The following is a 22667-nucleotide window of genomic DNA, read 5'->3' as shown; positions in this document are numbered from 1 at the left end:
CTCTATTGACTAAATCGACTTACTAATATTAGCTTTCGCCATTAAAGATCACACGGCAATTCCGCGCGTGCGGATCGGGCCGGCAGAGAAGGAGGACGCCGATGATTGTCTCAGCACCTCAAGTGAGTGTCGCCACAATCGGTTGGCCGGAGCGTCGCTGATGGATGGCTCCGCATTGCCGAACCTTCTGGACGCCGACCGGTTGAATCATGAATACCGTCGCGCCATCCTGAGGGCACGACGCGACGGCGTGCAGCCCGCTGACCCGCTCGCTACATCACTTGCCCGCGCCCGGCAGGACGCCCTCGCCTGGCACGGCTACTGGCAGGACCCGCTGCCTCGCCTGCACCGGATCATTGAACAGAGAATCCCCGGCCCGGTGGGGCCGGTTCCTTTGCGCATTTTTTATCCAGGCCGCAGAAAGGTGAGTCCGCTTGCCGTGTACTTTCATGGTGGCGGTTTTGTCCTCAACGGTGTGACCACACACGAACGGCTGCTGCGTGATCTTGCCATCCGCGCCCGGATGCCGGTATGCGGCGTCGGTTACTCCCTGGCGCCGGAGCATCGCTTTCCCGTGCAGGTGGAGGAGGCTCTCGCCGCCGTGCGGTGGATCGTCCAGCATGCCGGCGAACTCGGCATCGCGACGGGCCGGATTGCCTTCATCGGCGACTCCGCCGGCGCCAATCTCGCCTTGGCGACCGCCTGCGCGCTGCGCGACAGCGGCGAGGCCGCGCCTGCGTTCCTGGCGCTGCTGTACGGCATGTTCAGTGACGACCTCGATACACCCTCACACAGAACCTTCGGCAGCGGCGGGTTCGGGCTTACGACGGCACGGATGCGCTGGTTCTGGGAGCAATACGTTCCCGATCCGGCGGATCGAAGAAACCCGTATGCGGCACCGCTCCACGCGGATCTGAGCGGGCTGCCACCGACGCTGCTGATCGGGGCCGGGCTCGACTGCCTCCTGGATGATACGCTGCGTTTGGCTGAGCGCTTGCGGGTCGCCGGCACCCAGCACGTGCTCTCCGTTTACGCAGATCTGCCGCACGGCTTTGCCACCCTGGCGTCGGCGGTGAGTCGCGCTGACGATGCCGTCAGCGAAGCAGCCGACGCCCTGCGCTACCTTTATCGCTCGTCAGTAGCCGGATGGGCGGAGCGCCACATCCGGCAACAGACCGCCCACCGCCGGTTGGCGGAGGCCTTCTCTGGTATGTCGAGCCGGTCGTCGTCTCTCGCCGCTAGCCGTTGCCTCGTCGGACACGCTCGCGAGCGGAACAGCCAGGCGCAGGCTCCGCTGCTGCCGACGCAGCCGGTGGCGATACACCAAAACGCAATACAGGCGGCGAGGGCGGGGCGATGACCAGGTTAGCCATCGTTGGCGGTGGCTTCACCGGCGCCATCGTCGCCATCCATGCCTTGCGTGCTGCGCGCTCGCCGCTGCGGATCGACATCATTGAGCCGCGCGACGATCTCGGTCTCGGACTCGCCTATTCGACGACGCACGCGGAGCATCGACTCAACGTGCCCACCCACCGGATGACGCTGTTCGACGAGCAGCCAGAGCATTTTCGTGAGTGGTTTTTTTGCCAAGGGCTTGACCGAAGCGATGCCGCCAGCGATGCGGGCGACGGCNTATTTTTCGCGCGGCGCCGCGATTTTGGCCGTTACGTGATCGATCTCCTCGACGCTACGGTCCGCGCCGCAGCACCGGCCAGCACCTTGCGCCATCGTCGTACCACTGCCGTCGACATCGAGCGTACAGGCGAAGCCGGATGGCGCCTTCGCCTTGCTGATGGTGCCAGCGTCGACGTCGATATCGTCGCCGTCTGTATCGGCCATACCACCACCGTCCCGCCGTGGCCTTTCAGCGATGCGGCGGTGATGGCGACCGGGCGCGTGCTGGGCGATCCGTGGGATGCCGGCGCCCTTGCCGACTTTGGTCCGGACGCTCGTATCCTCGTTCTTGGCCAGGGCCTTACTATGGGTGACGTGCTGTCGTCCTTGGAAGAGCAGCAGCATCGTGGGCAAATTGTCGCCATCTCCCGCCGCGGCCTGCTCGCTCGCCCCTACGCCGACAGCCCCAAGGCGCCGGTTGCCTTCGAGTCGCTTCCCGACGATGCGCCCGCCAGCGCGGTGATCCGGTTGATGCGCGAGGCGTGTGCCGCGGCGGTTCGCACCGGAGACTCATGTAATTCGGTGATCCTGACCACGCGCGAGCGGGGTGGGACGTTGTGGCGGCGTCTCGCGGTCAGCGAGCAGTGCCGTCTGATCCGCCACGCGCGCATTTTCTGGGACGCACACCGCTATCGGATGGCGCCGCAGGTGGTGGTGACGGTCAATCGTGCTCGGACAGAAGGACGCTTGCAGTTGCGCTCCGGTCGGGTAATCGCCGCCCGGCCGAGCCCCGACGCCGACGGCATCGATGTCGCGATCCGCCTTCACCCACGCCTGGGCGCAGAGGTGGTGGACGAGCATTTCGATCTCGTCGTCAGCTGCGTCGGGCCGACGCACAACGTCGCTGAGATCGATAATCCGTTCATCCAGGCGCTGCTGCGCCGCCGTCTTGCCCAGTCGCATGCGACGCGGCTCGGCTTTGTCGTCGGTCGCAACAACGCTCTTGTCCACGCGGGCAGCGAAACCGTTGGTGTCCATGTGATCGGGCCACTCAGTCGCGGCGCCTGCGGCGATATTGTCGGCGTGCCGGAAATTTCCCGTCAGGCACGCGAGGTGATCGAAAACCTGATCTTCGGCAGGTCGGCGCTGAGCCAGACCGGAGCCGGACGCAACATTCGTCCGCCCGCTGCCGCCTGATCCGGACCTGTCCGGACGGGTGGTAGCGTCGAGTGAGCGACAAGCAGAAGGGCACGTCATGGACGGCGACCATCGAAACAAACGCACTGGCCAGCCTGTGGAGTTTCCTGCTTATCCGCTCGCCTCGCAAGCTGGACCGGACTCAGAGTCGTCAACGGCACCTCTGGGGGCGCCCCTGGGGGCACCTCTGGCGGCAGCGTCGGCGCGTGGTTACGTGGCGGCTGAGGAGGAGATGGATCTGGCCGACGTCGTCGGCCGCAACCTGCGGCGCCTGCGCACCCAGCGGGGCCACTCGCTCAGCCGTCTAGCTGCCGCTTCGGGTGTCAGTCGGGCGATGCTTGGCCAGATCGAATTGGGACGCAGCGTGCCGTCTATCGGTGTGCTGTGGAAGGTCGCCCGGGCGCTTGACGTCCCGTTTGCCGCGTTCACCGTCGATGCGCAGGCTGAGGCTGCGTCGGTCATCCGCGCCGCCAACGCCAAGGTGCTGATGTCCCACGATGGCGCTTTCGCCTCGCGGGCGCTGTTCCCACCCCACGTTCACCGGCGGGTGGAGTTCTATCACCTGCGCCTTGCGGCTGGCGGTATCGAGGCCGCGCCAGCGCATCCGGTCGGCACGATCGAGAACCTGGTGGTCGAACGTGGCGCGATCGAGGTGGATGTTGGGGAAAAGCGTCATCGGCTGGCTGCCGGCGATGCGATCCTATTCGAGGCGGATGTTCCGCATTCGTATCGGAATGGCGGCAGTCACGAGGCGGTCATGTATCTGGTCATCGTCTATAGCGACCTTGTGAACAGTAAATAATTTGCATTTACGGAAAACGAATAAAACAGACGATCGTCTGTTTTATTGGAGGAAAAGGTCGGCCGGATCGTGAGCTGTCTTGCGCCTAAAAATCCATTTGCTGATAATCCGCCCGCAAGCGCGATCGGCATGTTGCGTGTTGTTGCTTTACCGCTCCGTTGCCAACCTTACAGAGTCTTCTGTTATTGGTGCATTACTTGAAGATGTGCATCATAAATTGATGATTTATCTTCTGCACCACCAAGAAAAGAGACCTTCGCATGCCTAATGATCCGATCATCCACTCCGCCCTCGGCGATGTGGCGGCGCGGCAGCTGGCCAACGCCACCAAGACCGCCCCACAGATGGGCAGCATTACGCCGCGTTGGCTGGTGCACTGCCTGCAATGGATTCCGGTCGAGGCCGGCATCTTCCGACTGAACAAGGTCAAGGACGCTTCAAACGTGGCGGTGGACTGCTCCACCCGCGACGAGAAAGATCTGCCGCAGACCTTCGTTGACTACGAAGAGAACCCGCGCGAGTACATGCTGAGTGCGGTCAATACCGTTCTCGATATCCACACCCGCGTATCCGATCTTTACAGCTCACCCTACAATCAGATTGCCGAACAGCTGCGCCTGACGATCGAAACGATCAAGGAGCGGCAGGAAAGCGAGCTGATCAACAACGCTGAATACGGCCTGCTGAGTAACACCGCGCCATCGATGCGACTGAGCACCCGTGCGGGTGCGCCGACGCCGGACGATCTCGACGACCTGATTGCCAAAGTCTGGAAGGAGCCGGCATTCTTTCTCGCTCACCCACAGGCGATCGCCGCTTTCGGCCGCGAGTGCACCTGGCGTGGCGTGCCGCCTCCAACCGTCACCATGTTCGGCTCGTCGTTCCTGACCTGGCGCGGCCTGCCACTGGTTCCCTCCGACAAGGTGCAGATCGTCGACGGCAAGACCAGCATTCTCTTGCTGCGGACGGGCGAGGCGCGTCAGGGTGTCGTCGGGCTGTTTCAGCCGAATCTGCCGGGCGAGCAGGGCATGGGCTTGTCGGTCCGCTTCATGGGCATCAACCACAAGGCCATCGCCTCCTACCTCGTCTCTCTGTATTGCTCGCTGGCGGTGCTGACGGAAGATGCGCTTGGCGTGCTCGAGAACGTCGAGNTTGGATCAGTACCATGTCTACAGCTGAGCTGGGTCATGATGCAGGCGCGCGGCGGATTACCGTCGCGCCGGCGGGGGCCGGGCGTCCCAGCCCCGGAAGCTTTCCTTGCCGAGCGAGCTTTCCCTGCCGACACCGATGCATTTGCTTCACCGGCTACGGCGGCGCTGATTGCCAGCCTTGGCAGCGCCATGTTGTCTACCCCACCCAGCGGCTCTGCCTCGGCACCGCTGCCAACGGGCACAGTTCCGCCAGGAGCGGAGAGCGTGGTGGCGCCAGCTGCCATCGTTGCCACCCCCGCCCTGCTGAAAACGACGCCGGCGGCGGTGCCGTTGCCAGGAGAGGCGGAGTTGCGCTCGATCCTCGGCCCGCGGTTGGCCGGCACCACCGTAGCGCGACCCAGCGCGGGCGGTGCTGCCGGTGGCGGTGTTCCTTACTTCCTCCAGGACGCGACTGGGGGAATGGCATCCACCGTGCCGCCCGCCGCCACACCCGAGACGGCAGCGGCAACGACCCGGGGAACCAGGGTTTCACCGGTGCCGTTACCCTGGGAGGCTGAGCTACGTAGCTTGCTTGCACCGGTGCTTGCCGGTGCCGCCCCGGCGCTGTCGGGTCTCTCTGCCGCGCCCGGCACCGCCATGTCGCCCGCGAGCGCCCACCCGCCCTTCGATGTCAACGCCATCCGCCGCGACTTCCCGATCCTGCAGGAACAGGTCAACGGACGGCCGCTGATCTGGCTCGACAACGGTGCCACCACCCAGAAGCCGCAGTTCGTCATCGACCGGCTGGTTCATTTCTACCAGCACGAAAATTCCAACATCCATCGGGCGGCGCACACGCTGGCGGCCCGTGCCACCGATGCCTACGAGGAAGCGCGGGCGAAGGTGCGTCGCTTCATGAATGCGTCTTCGGTGGAGGAGATTGTCTTCACCCGCGGCACCACGGAAGCGATCAACCTCGTTGCCCAGACCTGGGGGCGGCAGAACATCACCGCCGACGACGAGATCCTCATCACCTGGCTCGAACATCACGCCAACATCGTCCCATGGCAGATGCTGTGTCAGGAGACCGGCGCAAGGCTCAAGGTCGTGCCGGTGGATGACCGAGGTCAGGTCTTGCTTGATCAGTACGAGCGGCTGCTAGGGCCGCGCACCCGCTTGGTGGCGTTCACCCAAGTCTCAAACGCGCTCGGTACGGTCACCCCGGCGGCGCGGATGATCGAGATGGCGAAGCGATACGACGCCAAGGTCCTGGTTGATGGTGCCCAGTCGGTCTCCCATCTGCGCACCGACGTGCAACGCCTCAACTGCGACTTCTTCGTTTTCTCCGGTCACAAGATCTTCGCCCCCACCGGGATCGGCGTGCTCCACGGCAAACGCGAGGTCCTGGAAGGCATGCGCCCCTGGCAGNGGGGCGGCAACATGATCCGGGACGTTACCTTCGATAAGACCGAGTACCAGGAGCCACCACAGCGCTTCGAAGCCGGGACCGGCAATATCGCCGATGCCGTCGGTCTCGGGGCGGCGCTGGATTATGTGGAGCGGATCGGCCTGGAGAACATCGCCGCCTACGAGCACAGCCTGCTCACCTACGCGACCCACAGGCTGAAGACGGTGCCGGGGCTGACGCTGATCGGCACCGCTGCAGAAAAGGCGGCTGTGCTCTCCTTCGTCCTCGATGGCTTCCGCAGTGAGGACGTGGGCACCGCTCTCAATCAGGAGGGTATCGCCGTGCGCGCCGGGCACCATTGCGCCCAACCGATCCTGCGCCGCTTCGGTCTTGAGAGCACCGTCCGGCCGTCACTGGCCTTCTACAACACGTCCGCTGACATCGACGCGCTGACTGCCGCCCTGCAGCGGATAGCCAGCCGCAGCCCGGTCCTCGATTGATGCAACAGCCTTCGGAAAGGCGGGACGCCATGCTTCGCTCCACACTCTCCCATCTGGCCGTCGTTGGTGAGGAGCTTGCCGAGACTCGCGTCGGCAGCCGTAAAGACGACAACGAGCCGCTGTGGCTGCAGTTGCAGCGCGAGGCGGAAGACGCGGTGGCGCAGGAACCGATGCTGGCGTCCCTCTTCTTCGAGTCGATCATCAACCAGCCGTCCTTCGAGGAGGCTGTCTTCCATCGCATCGGCACCCGACTGAAGAACGACACGGTGCCACTTTGCCTGTTGACGACCATCTTTCGCCGCGCCGTGACCCTTGATCCCACGATCGCGGCGGCCATGCGCGCCGACATTGCCGCGGTGATGCAGCGCGATCCGGCCTGTGACCGCTTCCTGGAACCGTTCCTCTACTTCAAAGGGTTTCACGCTATCCAGACGCACCGGATGGCGCACTGGCTGTGGACGACCGGCCACAAGGATTTCGCCCTTTATCTGCAGAGCCGCTCGTCGGACGTTTTCCAGACCGACATCCACCCGGAGGCCCGTTTCGGCCACGGCATCTTCCTTGACCACGCCACCGGCCTCGTCGTCGGTGCCACCGCGGTCGTCGATGACGATGTGTCGATCCTGCAGAACGTCACCCTGGGCGGCACCGGCAAGGAATCGGGCGACCGTCATCCGAAGATTCGCCGCGGGGTGATGATCGGCGCCGGGGCGAAGATCCTCGGCAATATCGAGATCGGCGAATGCTCGCGGATCGCCGCCGGCTCGGTGGTGCTGCGTCGGGTGCCGGCGAACGCCACCGTCGCCGGGGTGCCGGCGCGACAAGTGGGCGCCGTCGTCGCCGGCGAACCATCGCAGACCATGGACCAGATCCTCAATGCGCTGTCCTGGGACGCCTGCAACTACGAAATCTGAGGCGGTAACGATGCTGTTCCGTCAGTTGTTCGAGCCGGAGACATCGACCTACACCTACCTGCTCGGTTGCGTGAGGACCGGGGAGGCGATCCTGATCGATCCGGTGCTGGAGACGATCGATCGCGATCTACACCTGTTGCAGTCGCTGGGGCTTCGCCTCGTCTACAGCATCGAGACGCACGTTCACGCCGATCACCTGACAGCGGCCTGGGAGTTGCGCCGGCGCCGCGGCTGCCAGGTCGTCTATCCGGCGGCCGAGGGCGTCGCCTGTGCCGATGTGCAACTGAGCGAGGAAGAACCGCTGACGGTGGGCGCGCTGCAGCTTTGGCTGCTGCATACCCCGGGGCACACCGTCGGCAGTGCCTGTTACCTTCTCGCCGATCGCGCCCCGCCAATGCTGTTTTCCGGCGACGCGCTGCTTATCGAGGGTTGTGGCCGCACCGATCTGCAGGGTGGCGACGCAGCGGCGCTCTACGCCTCGGTACACGCTCGCATCCTGAGCTTGCCGGACGACACCCTCGTCTACCCGGGGCACGACTATAACCAGCGGCGGGTCAGCTCCGTCGGTCAGGAGCGGCTGCGCAATCCGCGTCTTGGCGATGGCAAAACGCTGGGTGAGTTCATTGCCATCATGACCAATCTCAATCTTCCGTTGCCGAATCAAATCAACACCGCCGTCGTTGCCAATCGCTGTTGCGGCGGTGAGATGGCGTGCAAACACGGGGCTATCGGCTGATGTTCCCTGGCGTAGCGCGCACGGGAGCCGGGTGGCGCGGCGATCGTTCGTTTTCAACGAACAAAATCACATATACGATCCGTTAGACTGATCAATGTGCAGGTGCGAAGGTGTGCCGAGCTTTTGGGGAGTTCGGTCATGCCTGCCGTTGCTACGCCTGCTCACGATCTGCCACCTTCGATGGAGAGCCGGCCGCTGCCGGTCGCCCATCCTTCTGCCGCCGCCACGGCGNNCACCGGTCTGCAAGCATCCTCCCCGGCGTACTGTTGACAGCGGCGATCGCCGGGGCGGCGTATGCGCTGCGGCAGATTCCCGGTGTCGGCATTTTCAGCCCGATGATCCTCGCCATCGTCATCGGCATCGCCTTTCATAACCTGATCGGCACGCCGCGACGGGCCAAGNCCGGGGTCACCTTTTCGCTGCGCCGGGTGCTGCGGTTTGCCATCATCCTCCTCGGCTTGCAGCTCACCGCAGCGCAGGTGGCCGAGGTGGGGGCGAGGGGCATCGCTGTCATCGCGCTGACGCTCGTCGCCACCTTCGTCTTTACCACTTGGCTCGGCCGGTTGATCGGCGTCGAGCGCAAGCTGTGCGAACTGATTGCTGCTGGAACCTCGATCTGCGGTGCTTCGGCGGTCATCGCCACCAATACCGTCACCCGTGCGTCCGATGAGGACGTCGCCTACGCGGTTGCGTGCGTGACCGTCTTCGGTTCGATCGCGATGTTCGTTTATCCACTGCTGCCGGGGCTCCTCCACCTCGATCCGCACGCCTTCGGGCTGTGGGCGGGTGCGTCGATCCACGAAATCGCCCAGGTGGTCGCCGCGTCGTTCCAGGATGGCAGACAGGCGGGCGAGTTTGGCACCATCGCCAAGCTGTCACGGGTGATGATGCTGGCCCCGGTGGTGATCGCGCTCGGCGCGATGGCATCGCGTCGTGCCCGTCACACCACCGAGAGCCATAGCCATGGTGGTGCGCCGATGCCGTGGTTTGTCCTCGGCTTCGTCGCCCTCGTCGGCCTCAACAGCGTGGTCACCATCCCCGCCGACGCCAAGGCGGTGCTTGTTCCCGCCACCACGTTCCTGTTGGCAATGGCGCTGGCGGCGATGGGGCTGGAGACGGATATCCGCCGGCTGCGCGCCAAGGGGCTCCGGCCGCTGCTGCTGGGCCTCGCCGCCTTCTTGTTCATCGCCCTGTTCAGCCTCATGCTGGTGACGATGACCGCCTGAGGAAGGCTTTGATGACGCTCGAGCAGCTTCGCATTTTCATCGCCGTTGCCGAGCGCCAACACGTCACCCAAGGGGCGCGGGATCTGAACCTGACCCAGTCGGCAACGAGTGCGGCGATCGCGGCGCTCGAAGCGCGCTATGAGACCAAGCTGTTCGACCGGATCGGCCGGCGGATCGTGCTGACGGAAGCCGGCCGGCTGTTCCTGGTCGAAGCGAAGGCGGTGCTGGAGCGGGCCGCCGCCGCCGAGGCGGTACTCGCTGATCTCGCCGGCCTCAAGCGCGGTTCCCTCAGCCTCGCAGCCAGCCAGACCGTCGCCAACTACTGGCTTCCCGGCGTCGTTCATCGCTACCGCCAGCGCTTCCCTCATGTCACGGTGGCGGTGGACATCGGCAACACCGAGACGGTGGCGGCGCATGTTCGCGCCGGCGNNGCGGCCGACCTGGGGCTGGTCGAAGGTACGGTCGACGATCCGCACCTGGCGGTGATCGCCATCGCCGATGACGACATGGTGCTGGTCGCTCCGCCCGGTCATCCGTGGACGCAGCATCCGCCCGACTTGGTGCGCGACGTGCCGTTCGGTCGGTGGATCCTGCGTGAACGCGGTTCGGGAACACGGGCGCTGTTCGAGGTGACGCTGATCGCCGCCGGTATCGATCCAGACCGGCTCGATGTGGTCTTCGAGCTACCGTCGAACGAGGCGGTGCGCGCTGCGGTCGAGGCCGGGGCGGGGGTTGCCGTGATGTCAGGGCTTGTGGTGGCGAGTGCGTTGCGGGCGGGAACGCTGGCAGCGGTACCGTTGCCACTGCCCCGCCGTCAGTTCCTCGCCCTGCGCCATAAGGAACGCTACGTCACCCGGGCGCAGCGCGAGTTTTTGGCCCTGGTGACCGCCGATCGCCAAAACGCATGAATCTTGTCTCGGCCTGGTTCCTGTCGCCGACACCGCCCCGTTGCAGCCAGCCGCCCTGCCGTATGCGGTTGGCTCACGCGCCGCTGCGCCTGATCTCGATCGCTTTGGCGTAGGCGTGTTCGTAGGCGGCGGCGCTGCGGTTCCAGGAAAAGTCCTCGGCCATGGCGGCGGCGATCATCTTCTTCATGTGCTTTGGCCGGTCGTAGTAGGTGCTCACCGCCCAGCCGACGGTGTCGTAGACCGCCTGGGCGGTGGGCAGCAGGAACTTGAAGCCGGTGCCCTCGCCAGTGCGCTCGTCGTATTGGATGACGGTATCGTTCAGCCCGCCGGTGGCGCGGACGATCGGTAGTGTGCCGTATTTCAGCGAATAAAGCTGGTTGAGGCCGCATGGCTCAAAGCGCGACGGCATCAAGAGGAAGTCGGCGCCGGCCTCGATCCAGTGCGCCAGTTCCTCGTTATAGCCGATGTAGCTGCCTATCCGGCCGGGGTGGCGCCCCGGCAACGGCCCGAAGGTCCACTCCAGTTCTTTCTCGCCGGCGCCGAGAATGGCGATCTGCACGCGCATGCTGCCGATGATCCATTCGATCGACTCCGCAAGCAGGTCAAAGCCCTTTTGATCGACGAAGCGGCCGACAACGCCAATGAGCGGGATGTCCGCCGCAGGCTCGAGACCGAGCCGCTCCTGCAGTGCCCGTTTGCAGATGCGCTTGCCGGTCTTGGCACGTGGGCGATACTGGCGCGGGATCAGCGGATCGATTGCCGGGTCCCAGTGATCGTAGTCGGCACCGTTGAGGATCCCCCAGTAGCGGTCACCCTTGTTGCACAGCACCTCGCCGAGGCCGTTGCCTCCCACTTCGCCGCGGGTTTCATCGGCGTAGGTAGGACTAACCGTCGTCACCATGTCGGCGAAATAGATACCGCCCTTGAGCATGTTGATGCCGCCGAAATCCTCGAATCTGTCGGCGGTGAAGTTGTGCCAATGCAGGCCGAGATGCTCGTAATCGGCGCGGTCATACTTGCCCTGATGGGCAATGTTATGAATGGTCAGCACGCTCGCCGCGCGCCCGATCACCGGATCATCCCAATGCCAGACCTTGAGGTAGGCGGGGGCGAGCGCCGTCTGCCAATCGTGCGCATGGATGATGTCGGCGGCAAAGCCGGAATCGCGGCAGAGCTGCAGAGCTGCGCGGGTAAAGAAACCAAAACGACGCGCATTGTCTCGATAATCTTCAAATTCAGCATCATGGTAAATTCCATGACGATCGAAATATTTATTCGACTCTATAAAATAATAACGAACGTTACCAACCGGGCATGTGGTGGTCGAGCACCACTCTTCGCCGTCTCCCATCCACACACCTAGCGGATTGATGAACGGCTCTAGCCGCCAATGCTCACTGTTGATCATCTGGTATTTGGGCAGAATGACGATAACCTCGTGCCCGCGCGCCGCCATAGCCTTCGGCAAGGCCCCTGCCACATCGGCAAGACCACCAGATTTGACGAATGGCACCGCCTCCGAGGCGAGGAAAGCGATCTTCATGGCTGTGCCCACACGCGGTTCTCCGCTCATTTGCTGCCGGCCAGAGGAGGTTGGGACTCCCCCATACCTTTGGCACACCCCATCGCCGCAGTTGCCGCGCAGCGTGATCCTCGCACGTTAACGCTAAGCTATCCGTATGTCCTCATACAGTTCAATTCGTCCGCACGCCCAGCGCCGTGGACCGGCAGGCTCTCCGGACAGTGTGCGCTCGCAATCCGTCAATTGCCTCAAACAAGGGTTCCGCCCATACTCCGCAGGCACGGCGAAAGACGTGGCACCGCAACGGATACGTGCCCGCGACGGCGGGCGCCGGGATATGGGGGCGGCGATGCGAGGTGCATGTGCGGTGGCGATCGTTGTATCGCTCTTTGGGCTCGGGGGCTGCGTTGGCCCACCGGCGTTACGCCAATCCGTTCTCGGTTACGATGAAACGGTGGGGCAACTGGATCAGGACATCTTGCTGCTGAACGTAGCGCGGCTGAGCGACGATCGGCCACCGCATTTCACCGTCACCTCCAGCATCGCCGCTACCTTCAACTTCGAGACCGGCGGCAGCATCGGCGGTTCGGTGTTCGAAGGGTCGGGGGACGGACCTGCTGTCCCTCAGCCTGGAGTCGCGCGCCTCGGAGAATCCTACCTTTTCGATCTTGCCCATGTCCGGCAAGGAGTTCACTGAACGGGTTCTCCAGCCGTTTAACGAGAACGTTTTCGCCTTCTTCGGCTTTCAGGGGTGCGCATCGAATTGCTGAGCCGCCTGATGGCCGACGGTATCGAGGTGCTCGACGCCAACAATCAGGTGGAGGCGTTCTACTTCAATAAAATCACCGAACGCGCACAGTTCCACAGGTTTCGCCAGATTGTCCTGCATCTGGGGGCATTGCAGGACGCCGGCCGACTGCACGTAAGCGTCCTGACCTATGAGCAGGTGATCCTCGATCGCGTCAGGTCGCAGCCCAGCACCGATGACATTACCAAGGCGCTCGAGAACAACCTCTCCTGGCGGCAGAATGCGGACGGCACCTTCACCCTGACGCGGCGGGTGCGCGGGCGGGTGGTGATCACCGACCGGGACATCCGCCGGACCAACGCCGAGCGGCAGGAACTCAACGAAGTAGCTTCCGTCTATCCTGAGAACTTCGTCTTCGTCGACGTTCGCGATGGGCAAATTCCCGGCCGCAGCGGCGAGTTGGGGGCGCCGTTCCAGATTCGCGGCGCATTCAAGCTGCGTAGCCTGTTCGCCATTCTCGACTTCGTCGGCAAGAGCATCGAGAAATTTCCCGAAGAAGGCGTCACGCCGGATCCACGCAGCGGGCCGATCGACGAAAGGCGCAACCCTGTCAACACACTGGATATTCGTGTTACCGACGATCGCCCCACCGACAGCGACCGCGCGATCGAATATTTGGGACGCTTCTATTCCGTCGGCACCTCTCGTTGGGACAAATTGGCGTTTACCATTCTCTACGAGCTGTTCCAAGCGACGGTGACCGAGGTCAATCAGATCGGGATCCCCATTACCATCGCCAAGTGACATCCACGGCACGACGGCTGCGGCGGCCGTGCTGATGCCCACGCGGGGCGGACTCATGCCTATGCGGAATGCGAACATGAACGAGCAAGTCACCCATCTGGCCGAGCGGCTGCTGCATCGAGGGCTCGACGGACTGGCGGAGCGGGAGCGACGCGTCCTCGCCCGCATTGCCGAGCACAGCCACATCAGTCGCGACATCAATCGCGACCACGATCAGCAGATGACCTTGGGCGAGCGTCTCGCCGACAAGGTGGCGGAGTTCGGCGGCTCGTGGACGTTCATCCTGATCTTCGCCGGCTTCATGGTCATCTGGGCACTCATCAACACGGTGGTGCTGGTGGTTGGGAAGCCCTTCGATCCGTATCCGTTTGTCTTTCTCAACCTGATCCTGTCCATGCTGGCGGCGATTCAGGCGCCGATCATCATGATGTCGCAGAACCGGCAGTCGGATAAGGACCGGCTCGCCGCGGCGCACGATTACGAGGTCAATCTCAAGGCGGAACTGGAGATCATGCGTTTGCATGAGAAGCTGGACGCTGTGCGCGTCGAGCAACTGGCCAAGCTGATCGAACTGCAGCAGGAACAGAATCAGTTCCTGACGCAACTGGCCGAGAGCGTTGGGGAGCGCCCGATGCTCAAGTCCTGAGCTTCACCTAGGGCGCAGGCTCCTCGGGCGGCATCGGGATATCCAGCGGCGGCTTGACGTTTTCCTCGCGGGCGCAGTCGGCGAAGAGGTGCTTCGCCCCGTCGTAGCACTTGCGAATGCGCGTCCACAACGCCTTCGGCTGGTCGTCGGGGACCTCGCCTTCCCATGCGGTGATCGTCATCAGGTCGTCGCTGAGGGTAACCCGCGCATTGCGGCCGCCTGCCTCCTTCACGTCCTCGTCCTCGATCAGCCAAGTGTCGTTGAAGGCGACCACGAGGGGGCTGCTGTTGGCTGCCGGAAGAAACAGGACCTGCAGGCTGATGGTGGGACAGGCGCCACAGGCCCCGGAACCGAACCGGTTGGCCTGCCCGACGAAGGGACCCTGGGCGATCAGCCAGCCGTCGTTCACCGCTTTCACGCGGGCTCCGGGACTGAGCGTGAGTTCATCGATGAAGCGGGTCTGAGAGCTTCGGCGGACGGCGAACGGCGGACCGCAGAGGACCAGGTCCGGGGTCAGTCGCTGGCTGAACAACCGAGTCGGAGTGATCACCGGCGAATAGCCGCCAGCCGTGTACTGATAGCCGGCCACATCGTTCTCAATGACGAAGATGTCCCGCAGAACCTCGCCCGCCAACGGAAAGAAGTAGGCCGGAAGCGTCTGTTCGCCCCACTGGTCGTCGGCGGTGAGCGGGTAACCGCAATCGCTGAGCCGCCAGTGCCGGACCGGGTCGAGGCGAAGGACAGTCATTGTCGCCACCTCAGCATATTTGCGCTCCGCTGCGGTGGACGAGAAGGGGCCGTACTTGCCGTCGCTGCCCGGTGAGAAAACGTCCAGCATCAGCCGCAGCCGAGCGAGGTCGAGGGTGGGCGAGGGCGGAAGCGCTGACCAGGGAACGGCGACTTCGAAGCCATAGCCGCCATCGGCGACCGGGGCGAAGCGGACGGTGGGGAGGTCGGCGGCCGCGGCCGACGGGGCAAGCGCGCTGATCTTCTCCCTGGCCTCCGGCGACATCTGTGCGAACGCCGGGCGGGCGAAGGTTTCCACTGCGAGCGCCGGTGCCAGTTGCCACTGGCGGACGAAGAGCTTGCGAAACTGGCGCCGATAGGCCTGCTGCTCCATGTACCAGGTGCGGCACTCGGCGACGGCGTTGGCGTCGTCGGCGATGTCGTCGTTCTTGGCGCAGGCGTCCGCCGACTCCAGCAGCACCGGACCAAACTGGTTGCCCCAGCCCACTTCCGGCAGGGCGACCTCGTCGGCGAGTGCCACCCACAGCTCAACATGATCACCTGCGGCCATGTCCGCCGCGGCCTTGGCAAAGTTGGGGGCGGGACCGCTGACGCGTGCGGCGATGATCAGACCGTCCGCCGACTGCGCCACCCAGACGCGTCCGCCGCGGGCGGCGGGGTGGCCGGGAGGAACGTTAGCGTCGTGGGGCGGTCGGTCCACTCGTCCGGATTGCCGTCGATCAACAGGTTGGGCGGTGGTGCGCTGATGGTGGTCTGCGCCCGGGCGACCGGCGCAGCGATGGCGAGCAGCACGAGGGCGATGCCAGCCGCGAGGGTATGTGGCATGGCGCGGGTCAGACGCTGTCTTGCCCGCATCCGTCCCACATCACTCACCATAATAAATACTGCGGCAGCTCGGCGGCATATCGTCGAGGCTCAGTGCCCGGGGCGGTACCTTGGCCGGCTTGGCCGCTTCCGCCGCCGCCTCGGCGGAGAACCACCAGTCGAGGCTGGCATCGCAGCCTTCGCCGGGTGGCAGGGGCGCTTGCGACTCGCACAGAGGCTGATCGGCAGGACAGGCCACGCGTATATGGAAGTGGTCGTCGTGGCCCCACCATGGCCGGATCCGGCTAAGCCAGCTGCGGTCACCGGTTTCCGTATCGCACAGGTGTCGCTTGATCGCCGCATTGACGAAAATGCGGTCCACCTCGGGCGCTAGCGCTGCTGTGCGCAATGCTTGTGTCTGCGCTTCACTCCAGTCGTCGGTGACGCTGTCGCCGCCGGGGATCACCAGCGATGGCGCCGGCAGCGCCTCCCGTGCCGCTGCGTTCAGTCCGCCGGCGGGCTTGAGCAGGAACCAGATGTCCACGTCGAGGCCGATCTGGTGACTGCGGTGACCAGAGTTCATCGGCCCACCGCGCGGCTGCCCCAGATCGCCGATCAGCAGACCCGGATGGCCGACCGCCGCCAGCTCAGCCGCTATGGTTTCGATAAACTGCACCAGTTCGGGATGACCGTAGTAGCGGTTGCGGGAGACCCGCATCACCTGATAGCCGGGCCCGTCGAGGGGCAACGCGACGCTGCCGCCGATGCAGCCGCGATTGTATGTGCCGGCAATCTCGGCCGGAGCGGCGGTGGGCGTCTTTGGGCCACTCCAGTCGACGACCTGCGCCCGGACGCCCGTTGTTGTTAGGGCGAAGAGGATGATCGCCGCCAGGGCGACGGGAGCGATCGCCGCCGCAATCAGACGCAGTCCCCAGTATTTCACCGACATCCCTCGGAATTGCATGGGCATTCCCTGGCGCGGCCAGCTGGCGTTGCGCATTCGAACCCGGGCCGGCACCGCAGCCGTTCACCAGCGTGCGCTCCCTATCAGGATTGCTTGTAGCGTTCGTCGGAAGAGCCGCCAAGGGCGGAAGCGACGGCTGCCGAGGAACATGGGCGCCCCACCAATCCCCGGGTGGCCGGATCAGCCTTGCCGCCTGGCTGCTTACCAGGTGCCGGTGTTCGCCATGCTCGCCCACGGTTCCGCCGGCGCCAGCGCCTCGCCTTGCTGCAGCAGTTCAATGGAGATGCCGTCGGGCGAGCGGATGAAGGCCATCCGGCCGTCGCGGGGCGGCCGGTTGATGACGATCCCCTGGTCGTGCAAGCGCTGGCAGACGGCATAGATATCGTCGACCGCGAATGCCAGGTGGCCGAAGTTGCGGCCGCTATCATAAGCGTGTTCGTCCCAGTTATACGTCAGCTCGATCAACGGCGCCTGAGTCGCGCGTGCACGCACCTTGTCCGCCGGCGCGGCGAGATAGACCAGGGTGTATCGGCCGGCGGCATTCTCCATCCGCCGTACCTCGCTCAGGCCGAACTTGTGGCAGTAAAAATCAAGACTTTGCTCGAGGTCTCCGACCCTGACCATGGTGTGCAGGTAGCGCATGCGTCTCTCCCTTCTGGTATACTGCCGTCGCCTTGATGCGGTGTCAGGACGGGGCCTCCGCGGCGGCGGCTTCGCTCTCGAAGCATAGATGGGCAGTTGTCAGCGGCGTCATCCAGTGCGGCTGTGGCGTGGTCACGTTTATGGGATGTGAGGATCAGGGAGCGGTCGTATGTGATCTCCACCCTGGATTTCTTGCCGCCGTTGGCGGATAAAGCGACCATGGACTGTCCCCTGGGGACGTTTGCCCGCCTGGGTTCGTTGATGATCCGGCGAGTCGAGGGCGTGAAGTGCTCCTCCGTCGAGGAGACATCGCCGTGACGTCTGCTGTGACGAAGGACCGATGCCGATGCTCTCCCTGCCGTTCCGCATTCTGATCGCCGGCCTCTTCGCGACGTTATGCTTTACCGCGGCGATCGTGATCGTGTTTCAGGCGCGGCCGCAGTATGAGATAGCATCGTCAATTCTTATCATCTGTTTCTTTTGTACGACCTTTGTATTGATGTTGCGAGCGCTCGAGCCGTTACAGGCGCTTCCGAGTATATTTTGCATGTTTTATTTTTCTTTCTTCTATTTGCTGCCTGGCCTAGTGCAGGTTTCGTCGAACACCTTCCAGATGGCTGATGTGCTGTACAGCGATCCTGTCGCCACTAGGGCAGCGCTCGTCACCGCAGGTTTCTTGCTTTGTTTCTTCGTCGGTCAGCAGTTGGTCGGTCGTCATCGCTACGATGACGCCGTTGCCATGATCAGGAAAAGCGAAGAGAGCAGTCGCATTGTCCCAATTACGCTCTTCTGCCTGACCGCTATTGTTCTCGGCCTGTTGTGTATCAAGCGATTCGGCTTGAGTGTGTTGCTGTCGACTCGCGGCGAGTTCAAGTCAAATATCCTCGATACCCTTGGCATGTCGCAGATTCAGATCGGCCTTCTTCTCAGCTTGCCGCGCTGCATGGTTTTGGTTGGTCTGTTGTTAGCAATTTACGCGGTCCGCCGTTGGCGACATGAACGACCGGCGATCAATGCGCTCATCGGCGTACCGCTAGTGGCGACGCTGACGCCGATTTTCCTGGTGGTGAATTATCTCCCGGCCTTGGCCAGAAACTGGCAGTTCGGCATCCTGCTGTCGTTTCTGATCGTCTTCCTGAAGAACTGGCGTCCTTGGATCCGCGTTGGTCTTGTCGTCGGCATGCTGCTCGCCATGTTCAGCTTGTTCCAATGGCTGAATGTATTGAGACACTACGATAGCAGTTCGAGTGGCCTTGAGGAGAACATTGAAGATCCAATTACCTACCTCAAGCAGATGGATTTTGATGGTTTCCAGACGACGATGAACACGGTGAAGCATACGGATATGTATGGCTATACCTATGGAAACCAGCTTCTCTCGTCGATGCTATTCTTCGTTCCACGCTCAATCTGGAAGGGAAAAGGCGAGGGGACCGGCATTATGGTTGGCAGGGACCTTGGTTATTCAATGACCAACCTGTCAACGCCCCTGCCTGCCGAGTTTTACATTGATTTTTCGTACGCCGGTGCGTGGCTCGGCGGTCTGTTCGTGGGATATCTCTATCGAAGAATGGACTACGTGTGCGCTGCCGGCGTCGATTACGGTAAGATGAACCTGTATCTGATCATGGTCGCGATCGCCACCTCGTACACGATCTACGGGATGCGCGGTACATTGCTCGCGTTGGTCAATGCATTCGGGCCAATGGCGATCCTGGTGTTTCTCGTGTTGAAGTCGCCGGTTCTGGCTCGTTACCTATTCGGCGATAAATCGGGCGGCAGCGAACGGCCGCCGCTGCAGGCGCGCTGAGTTAAGCGCGCTGGCGTCAGCCGCGCCGGCGCTTGCAGCCGATGGCGCGGCAGCTGCTTCAGTTATCCTGTTCTAGCGGATTGACGTCCACGCCCACCTGGATGCTGTGTGCTCCGCCGCCAAAAATGGCGCCGCTGACCGGGCTGATATCGCTGTACTCGCGGCCCCAGGCGAGGGTGATGTGCTCAAGCGCCACCGCCACGTCGTTGGTGGGGTCAAGATCAACCCAGCCGTCCTCCTGACACCAGACAGAGAGCCAAGCGTGCGATGCATCGGCACCCACCAGCTTGTCCCGCCCTTCCGGCGGATGGGTCAGGATGTAACCGCTGACGTAGCGAGCCGGCAGTTGCAGTGCGCGCAAGCAGGCGATCTGCAGATGGGCAAAATCCTGACAGACGCCACGGCGCGTCCGCAACACGTCCTCCACCGGCGTCGATACCGTGGTCGCCGTCGTGTCGAAGGTGAATTCGCGATTGATCCGCTGCGTCAGATCGAGCGCGCCTTCGAGAACCGGCCGGCCAACGGGAAAGGATTTGCGGGCGTAGGCACGGATGTCGTCGGTGGTGCGTGTCTGCGGTGACTCGAAGGCATATTGAATCGCCTCCAGTCCCTCCTCCGAGGTGTCGCGGGAGAGATTGACGTAGATGGAGTCCCAGGCGGGGGTTATCGACGCCTTCGGAACTGGCCGCGGCAACACCTCGATGACGCTCCTGGCGTCCATCACCAGCTCCTTGTGCTGATGCTGCAAGGTGATGAAATCGACCGGATTGCCGTAGTAGTCCTGGCCGGAGCCTCGCGCCGTCGGTATGGGCGAGATCTTCAGCGTCGTGCTGTGGCAAATCTGGTTCATGCACGACCGTGGCGTCAGATGCAGCACATGATGGGAGAGCGACACCGGCACCGAGTAGCGATAGCTGGTCCGGTGACTGACCTGGAACAACTGATTGCAAGCCGTTACCATCCACGGTGTGTTTCTCCTCAGCATCGACCAGTGACCGCGGCATCTGGCTCGGGCCCCTATTGAAGGTCGACCGGCCGACGAACCTCGGCGTGACTGAAATAGTCACGGCTGATCAGCTCCGTCAGACGCGGCATGGAGGTGACGATGCGACGAAGCAGGAGGTCGAGGGCTGACCGACGGCCGTTGGAGTCCTGGTGGCACAGCTCGGCGATGTCCGACAGGCGGATCTCGGTCAGGAGTGACAGTACTTCCCGCTGTTGCGGACTGCGCACATCCGACAGTTCGGTATCGCGCGGCAGCCGTTCCACGTGATCGTCAAGCACGCTCATCTGGAAGGCGATGGAGCGTGGATTGGTTTCATCCAGCACCAGGAGATCGATCACCGGCGGGACCAGCGGCGTCGTCAGATAGCGCGACCGGTAGGTCATGATGCTGTCGGCCAGTTCGAGAATCATCACCAGAGTGCCATCCGCTTCCGGATCGCCGCGAGCGATGAGGCTGCGCAGCAGCTGCGCCAGATGCAGCGCCCGTTCCACCCGTCGCCCCATGTCGAGGAAGCGCCAGCCGTGGTTGCGGGTCATGTTCTCCATTTCCATGCCGCTGAATGCCGATAGCGACCGTACGGCATCGTCGAGGATTTCCAGCGACCCGCCCATATCGATGCGTCCGGACGTCGGCTCGCCGACGTCCAGACGACCGGTGCTCTTCGAATGCAGCCGGCTGAGAATGGACCAGGCATCGGCGGAGAGGCGGTCGCGTACCAGTGAGGCGGTGCGATGCAGGTGCTCGAGCGACTCCTGCAGTCCGTAACTGCAGCCGCGATCGAACATCAACGTCAGCAGTTTGCGCTCGATCACCGACTGATGCGCGCCAAGCCGCCAGTCGCTGGTGGGGGCGTGGGGCTGCTGGGCGGGCCTTCGCCGCGTTCCAGCAGCACCCGCAGGATGCTGCGAAGCNGCCGAATAGTCGCTCGCCGGCGCCGCGTCCTCGGTCAACCGGCTGACCACACTGCGCAAGGCGCGCACCAAGTCTTCTGCTCGCTCAGTATAGCGACCGAGCCAGAACAGGTTGTCGGCGGCCCGGCTCGGCAGGTCCTTGCCGGTGCGCTTCGGCCGGGCGTAGCTCAGGGGCGAACGCAGCAGCGTGATCGTCGGCACCGGTTCGTCGGACAACACCCAGGTGTCCTTGGTGCCCTGGCCCCGGTGCAAGGAAATCGCATGCGCGTTGCGCGATGCGGCGACGCGGGTTAAGCCGCCCGGCATGACCGAATAGGTCCCGTCCTTGGCGGACAGGAAAACACGGATGCTCATCGAGCGCGGCTCAAGGTGTTCGTCCACCCAGACCGGCGTCGTCGACAGCGCGGTGATATCCTGGGCGACGTAATCAAGGCCGCGGGCTGCGAGGCGCTTGCGTACTGCTGCCTGCTCGTCGCGAGTCAAGTCGCTGCCGAGAACGATGCCTTCCGCCGCCGACAGCAACGGCCGACGCATGAAGGCGCTATCGATGGCCAGGGTGTCGAGACTTTCGAAAACCCGCTCGCGGTCTTCTTCGAGACCGCACCACCAGGTGGGGGTGCTGGCCAGGCGAAGATCTTCGCCGAGTATGTGTTGGCAGAGCTCGGGCAGGAAGCGCATCAGTGCCTTGGTTTCCACCAGTCCACTGCCGAGCGCGTTGGATAGGGCGACGGTGCCGGCGCGTGCCGCCTGCAGCAGGCCGGCCACTCCGAGCGTCGAGTCGGCACGCAACTCCAGTGGGTCGCAATCCTCGGAATCGACACGACGTACGATCAGATCAACCAGCTTTAGGCCATCCACCGACTTCAGGTAGACGCGGTTATCGCGGACGGTAAGATCGCCTCCCTCCGCCAGCGTATAGCCGAGGTAGCGCGCGAGATAGGCGTGGGCAAAATAGCCCTCGCTGCTCGGGCCGGGCGTCAACAGGACGATGCGCGGGTTCTCCCGCGCGGTCCGGCGTACCAGGCAGTCGTGCGACGTCTGAAAATAGCTGGCCAAACGATGGACGTGGCAGGTGCGGAACAGCTCCGGCAGACAGCGGGAGAGAACGATGCGGTTCTCCAGCGAATAGCCGACGCCGGAGGGAGCCTGGGTACGGTCGCCCAATACCCGCCATTGCCCATCGGCGCAGCGGCCTAGGTCGGCGGCGTAAAAATGGAGAAAATTGCCGTCCTTGGGGACGATATTGTGACAGGGACGGAGGAAGTGCGGGTTGCCGAAGATCAGCGCCGCCGGCAGNGCGCCCTCGCGCAACAGCGTCTGCGCGCCATACAGATCGGCCATGATCGCATTGAGCAGGCGTGCCCGCTGGATCAGCCCGGCCTCGATCTCCCGCCATTCCTCCCCGCTGATGACGAGCGGAACAAAATCCAGTTCCCAGGGACGCTCGCCGCCCGGATCGAGGGTGTAGGTGAGGCCGTTCTCATGCAGCAGCCGTTCGGCCAATCGCCAACGCCGNGCCAGTTCACGCGGCGGCAGGCTTTCGATGGCGCCGACAAATTGACGCCAATGCGACCGCAGCTGGCGATCTTCGCCGATCATTTCATCGTAGATGCCACGCAGGGGCTGAT

Annotated in this window: 19 protein-coding genes; 12 read left to right on the top strand and 7 right to left on the bottom strand. The window is 63.6% G+C overall.

Annotated elements, in window-relative coordinates; all coding sequences use genetic code 11:
- Positions 1-175 precede the first annotated feature (175 nt).
- From HQ394_RS09085 to HQ394_RS09050, 8 genes are all read left to right on the top strand, one after another.
- The gene (locus tag HQ394_RS09085; RefSeq protein ID WP_190262973.1) at positions 176-1360 is read left to right on the top strand and encodes an alpha/beta hydrolase; all 1185 of its coding nucleotides are present in this window, start codon (positions 176-178) and stop codon (positions 1358-1360) included.
- Entirely contained in the window at positions 1357-2811 is a 1455-nt protein-coding gene (locus HQ394_RS09080) for an FAD/NAD(P)-binding protein (RefSeq protein WP_190262972.1), read from the top strand. The genes HQ394_RS09085 and HQ394_RS09080 overlap by 4 nt, the downstream gene beginning before the upstream one ends.
- 232 nt (positions 2812-3043) lie before the next feature.
- On the top strand, positions 3044-3613 hold the full coding sequence (locus HQ394_RS09075; protein WP_223291981.1) for a helix-turn-helix domain-containing protein: 570 nt from the start codon (positions 3044-3046) through the stop codon (positions 3611-3613).
- 260 nt (positions 3614-3873) lie between these two features.
- A complete protein-coding gene (locus HQ394_RS20765; protein ID WP_223291980.1) occupies positions 3874-6651 on the top strand; it encodes a family 2A encapsulin nanocompartment cargo protein cysteine desulfurase in 2778 nt (925 codons plus the stop codon).
- Between the two features lie 29 nt (positions 6652-6680).
- The gene (gene cysE / locus HQ394_RS09065) at positions 6681-7565 is read left to right on the top strand and encodes a serine O-acetyltransferase (protein ID WP_190262970.1); all 885 of its coding nucleotides are present in this window, start codon (positions 6681-6683) and stop codon (positions 7563-7565) included.
- Between the two features lie 10 nt (positions 7566-7575).
- Positions 7576-8301, top strand: a complete 726-nt coding sequence (locus HQ394_RS09060) for an MBL fold metallo-hydrolase (RefSeq protein ID WP_190262969.1) — start codon at positions 7576-7578, stop codon at positions 8299-8301.
- 110 nt (positions 8302-8411) lie between these two features.
- Positions 8412-9527: a YeiH family protein gene (locus tag HQ394_RS09055; protein WP_456151507.1), complete on the top strand. Its 1116-nt coding sequence runs from the start codon at positions 8412-8414 to the stop codon at positions 9525-9527.
- Between the two features lie 11 nt (positions 9528-9538).
- Positions 9539-10435, top strand: a complete 897-nt coding sequence (locus tag HQ394_RS09050; RefSeq protein WP_190262968.1) for a LysR family transcriptional regulator — start codon at positions 9539-9541, stop codon at positions 10433-10435.
- Between the two features lie 73 nt (positions 10436-10508).
- Here the strand turns inward: HQ394_RS09050 and glgA are convergent, their stop codons facing one another.
- On the bottom strand, positions 10509-11990 hold the full coding sequence (gene glgA / locus HQ394_RS09045) for a glycogen synthase GlgA (RefSeq protein WP_223291978.1): 1482 nt from the start codon (positions 11988-11990) through the stop codon (positions 10509-10511).
- A 334-nt stretch (positions 11991-12324) separates the two neighbouring features.
- Here glgA and HQ394_RS09040 point away from each other — a divergent pair, with 334 nt between their 5' ends.
- From HQ394_RS09040 to HQ394_RS09030, 3 genes are all read left to right on the top strand, one after another.
- Positions 12325-12654, top strand: coding sequence for a hypothetical protein (locus HQ394_RS09040; RefSeq protein ID WP_190262966.1), 330 nt, complete (start codon positions 12325-12327; stop codon positions 12652-12654).
- Between the two features lie 54 nt (positions 12655-12708).
- On the top strand, positions 12709-13509 hold the full coding sequence (locus HQ394_RS09035) for a hypothetical protein (RefSeq protein ID WP_190262965.1): 801 nt from the start codon (positions 12709-12711) through the stop codon (positions 13507-13509).
- Between the two features lie 76 nt (positions 13510-13585).
- Positions 13586-14155 (top strand): DUF1003 domain-containing protein, encoded by a 570-nt coding sequence (locus HQ394_RS09030; RefSeq protein ID WP_190262964.1) that lies wholly within the window; start codon positions 13586-13588, stop codon positions 14153-14155.
- A gap of 7 nt (positions 14156-14162) precedes the next feature.
- Here the strand turns inward: HQ394_RS09030 and HQ394_RS09025 are convergent, their stop codons facing one another.
- The 4 genes from HQ394_RS09025 to HQ394_RS09010 all read right to left on the bottom strand — a co-directional run bounded on the left by HQ394_RS09025 (position 14163) and on the right by HQ394_RS09010 (position 17312).
- A complete protein-coding gene (locus HQ394_RS09025; protein ID WP_190262963.1) occupies positions 14163-15533 on the bottom strand; it encodes a DOMON domain-containing protein in 1371 nt (456 codons plus the stop codon).
- Complete coding sequence (locus tag HQ394_RS09020) at positions 15509-15757, bottom strand: hypothetical protein (protein ID WP_190262962.1); 249 nt, start codon at positions 15755-15757, stop codon at positions 15509-15511. Before HQ394_RS09020 ends, HQ394_RS09025 begins: the two co-directional genes overlap by 25 nt.
- A 10-nt stretch (positions 15758-15767) precedes the next feature.
- Entirely contained in the window at positions 15768-16670 is a 903-nt protein-coding gene (gene mepA, locus HQ394_RS09015; RefSeq protein WP_190262961.1) for a penicillin-insensitive murein endopeptidase, read from the bottom strand.
- 201 nt (positions 16671-16871) lie between these two features.
- A complete protein-coding gene (locus tag HQ394_RS09010; protein WP_190262960.1) occupies positions 16872-17312 on the bottom strand; it encodes a VOC family protein in 441 nt (146 codons plus the stop codon).
- A 340-nt stretch (positions 17313-17652) separates the two neighbouring features.
- Here HQ394_RS09010 and HQ394_RS09005 point away from each other — a divergent pair, with 340 nt between their 5' ends.
- The gene (locus HQ394_RS09005; protein WP_190262959.1) at positions 17653-19122 is read left to right on the top strand and encodes an O-antigen polysaccharide polymerase Wzy; all 1470 of its coding nucleotides are present in this window, start codon (positions 17653-17655) and stop codon (positions 19120-19122) included.
- Positions 19123-19180: 58 nt separating this feature from the next.
- Here HQ394_RS09005 and HQ394_RS09000 read toward each other — a convergent pair whose 3' ends face one another.
- Together HQ394_RS09000 and HQ394_RS08995 are read right to left on the bottom strand one after the other, a co-directional pair.
- Positions 19181-20083: a transglutaminase family protein gene (locus HQ394_RS09000; RefSeq protein ID WP_190262958.1), complete on the bottom strand. Its 903-nt coding sequence runs from the start codon at positions 20081-20083 to the stop codon at positions 19181-19183.
- Between the two features lie 56 nt (positions 20084-20139).
- The gene (locus HQ394_RS08995) at positions 20140-22638 is read right to left on the bottom strand and encodes a circularly permuted type 2 ATP-grasp protein (protein WP_190262957.1); all 2499 of its coding nucleotides are present in this window, start codon (positions 22636-22638) and stop codon (positions 20140-20142) included.
- Positions 22639-22667: the final 29 nt, after the last annotated feature.

Source organism: Defluviicoccus vanus, assembly GCF_014672695.1.
Taxonomy (GTDB): Bacteria; Pseudomonadota; Alphaproteobacteria; order Rhodospirillales; family Defluviicoccaceae; genus Defluviicoccus; species Defluviicoccus vanus.
This window is presented reverse-complemented; position numbering and strand designations above follow the sequence as displayed.

Excerpts from the sequence above, each read along its gene's own strand:
- HQ394_RS09075 (WP_223291981.1), top strand. The coding sequence starts at position 3,044 with ATGGATCTGGCCGACGTCGTCGGCCGCAACCTGCGGCGCCTGCGCACC.
- cysE (WP_190262970.1), top strand. The coding sequence starts at position 6,681 with ATGCTTCGCTCCACACTCTCCCATCTGGCCGTCGTTGGTGAGGAGCTT.
- HQ394_RS09060 (WP_190262969.1), top strand. The coding sequence starts at position 7,576 with ATGCTGTTCCGTCAGTTGTTCGAGCCGGAGACATCGACCTACACCTAC.
- HQ394_RS09030 (WP_190262964.1), top strand. The coding sequence starts at position 13,586 with ATGAACGAGCAAGTCACCCATCTGGCCGAGCGGCTGCTGCATCGAGGG.
- HQ394_RS09020 (WP_190262962.1), bottom strand. The coding sequence starts at position 15,757 with ATGCGGGCAAGACAGCGTCTGACCCGCGCCATGCCACATACCCTCGCG.
- mepA (WP_190262961.1), bottom strand. The coding sequence starts at position 16,670 with ATGCAATTCCGAGGGATGTCGGTGAAATACTGGGGACTGCGTCTGATT.
- HQ394_RS09010 (WP_190262960.1), bottom strand. The coding sequence starts at position 17,312 with ATGCGCTACCTGCACACCATGGTCAGGGTCGGAGACCTCGAGCAAAGT.
- HQ394_RS09005 (WP_190262959.1), top strand. The coding sequence starts at position 17,653 with ATGCCGATGCTCTCCCTGCCGTTCCGCATTCTGATCGCCGGCCTCTTC.
- HQ394_RS09000 (WP_190262958.1), bottom strand. The coding sequence starts at position 20,083 with ATGGTAACGGCTTGCAATCAGTTGTTCCAGGTCAGTCACCGGACCAGC.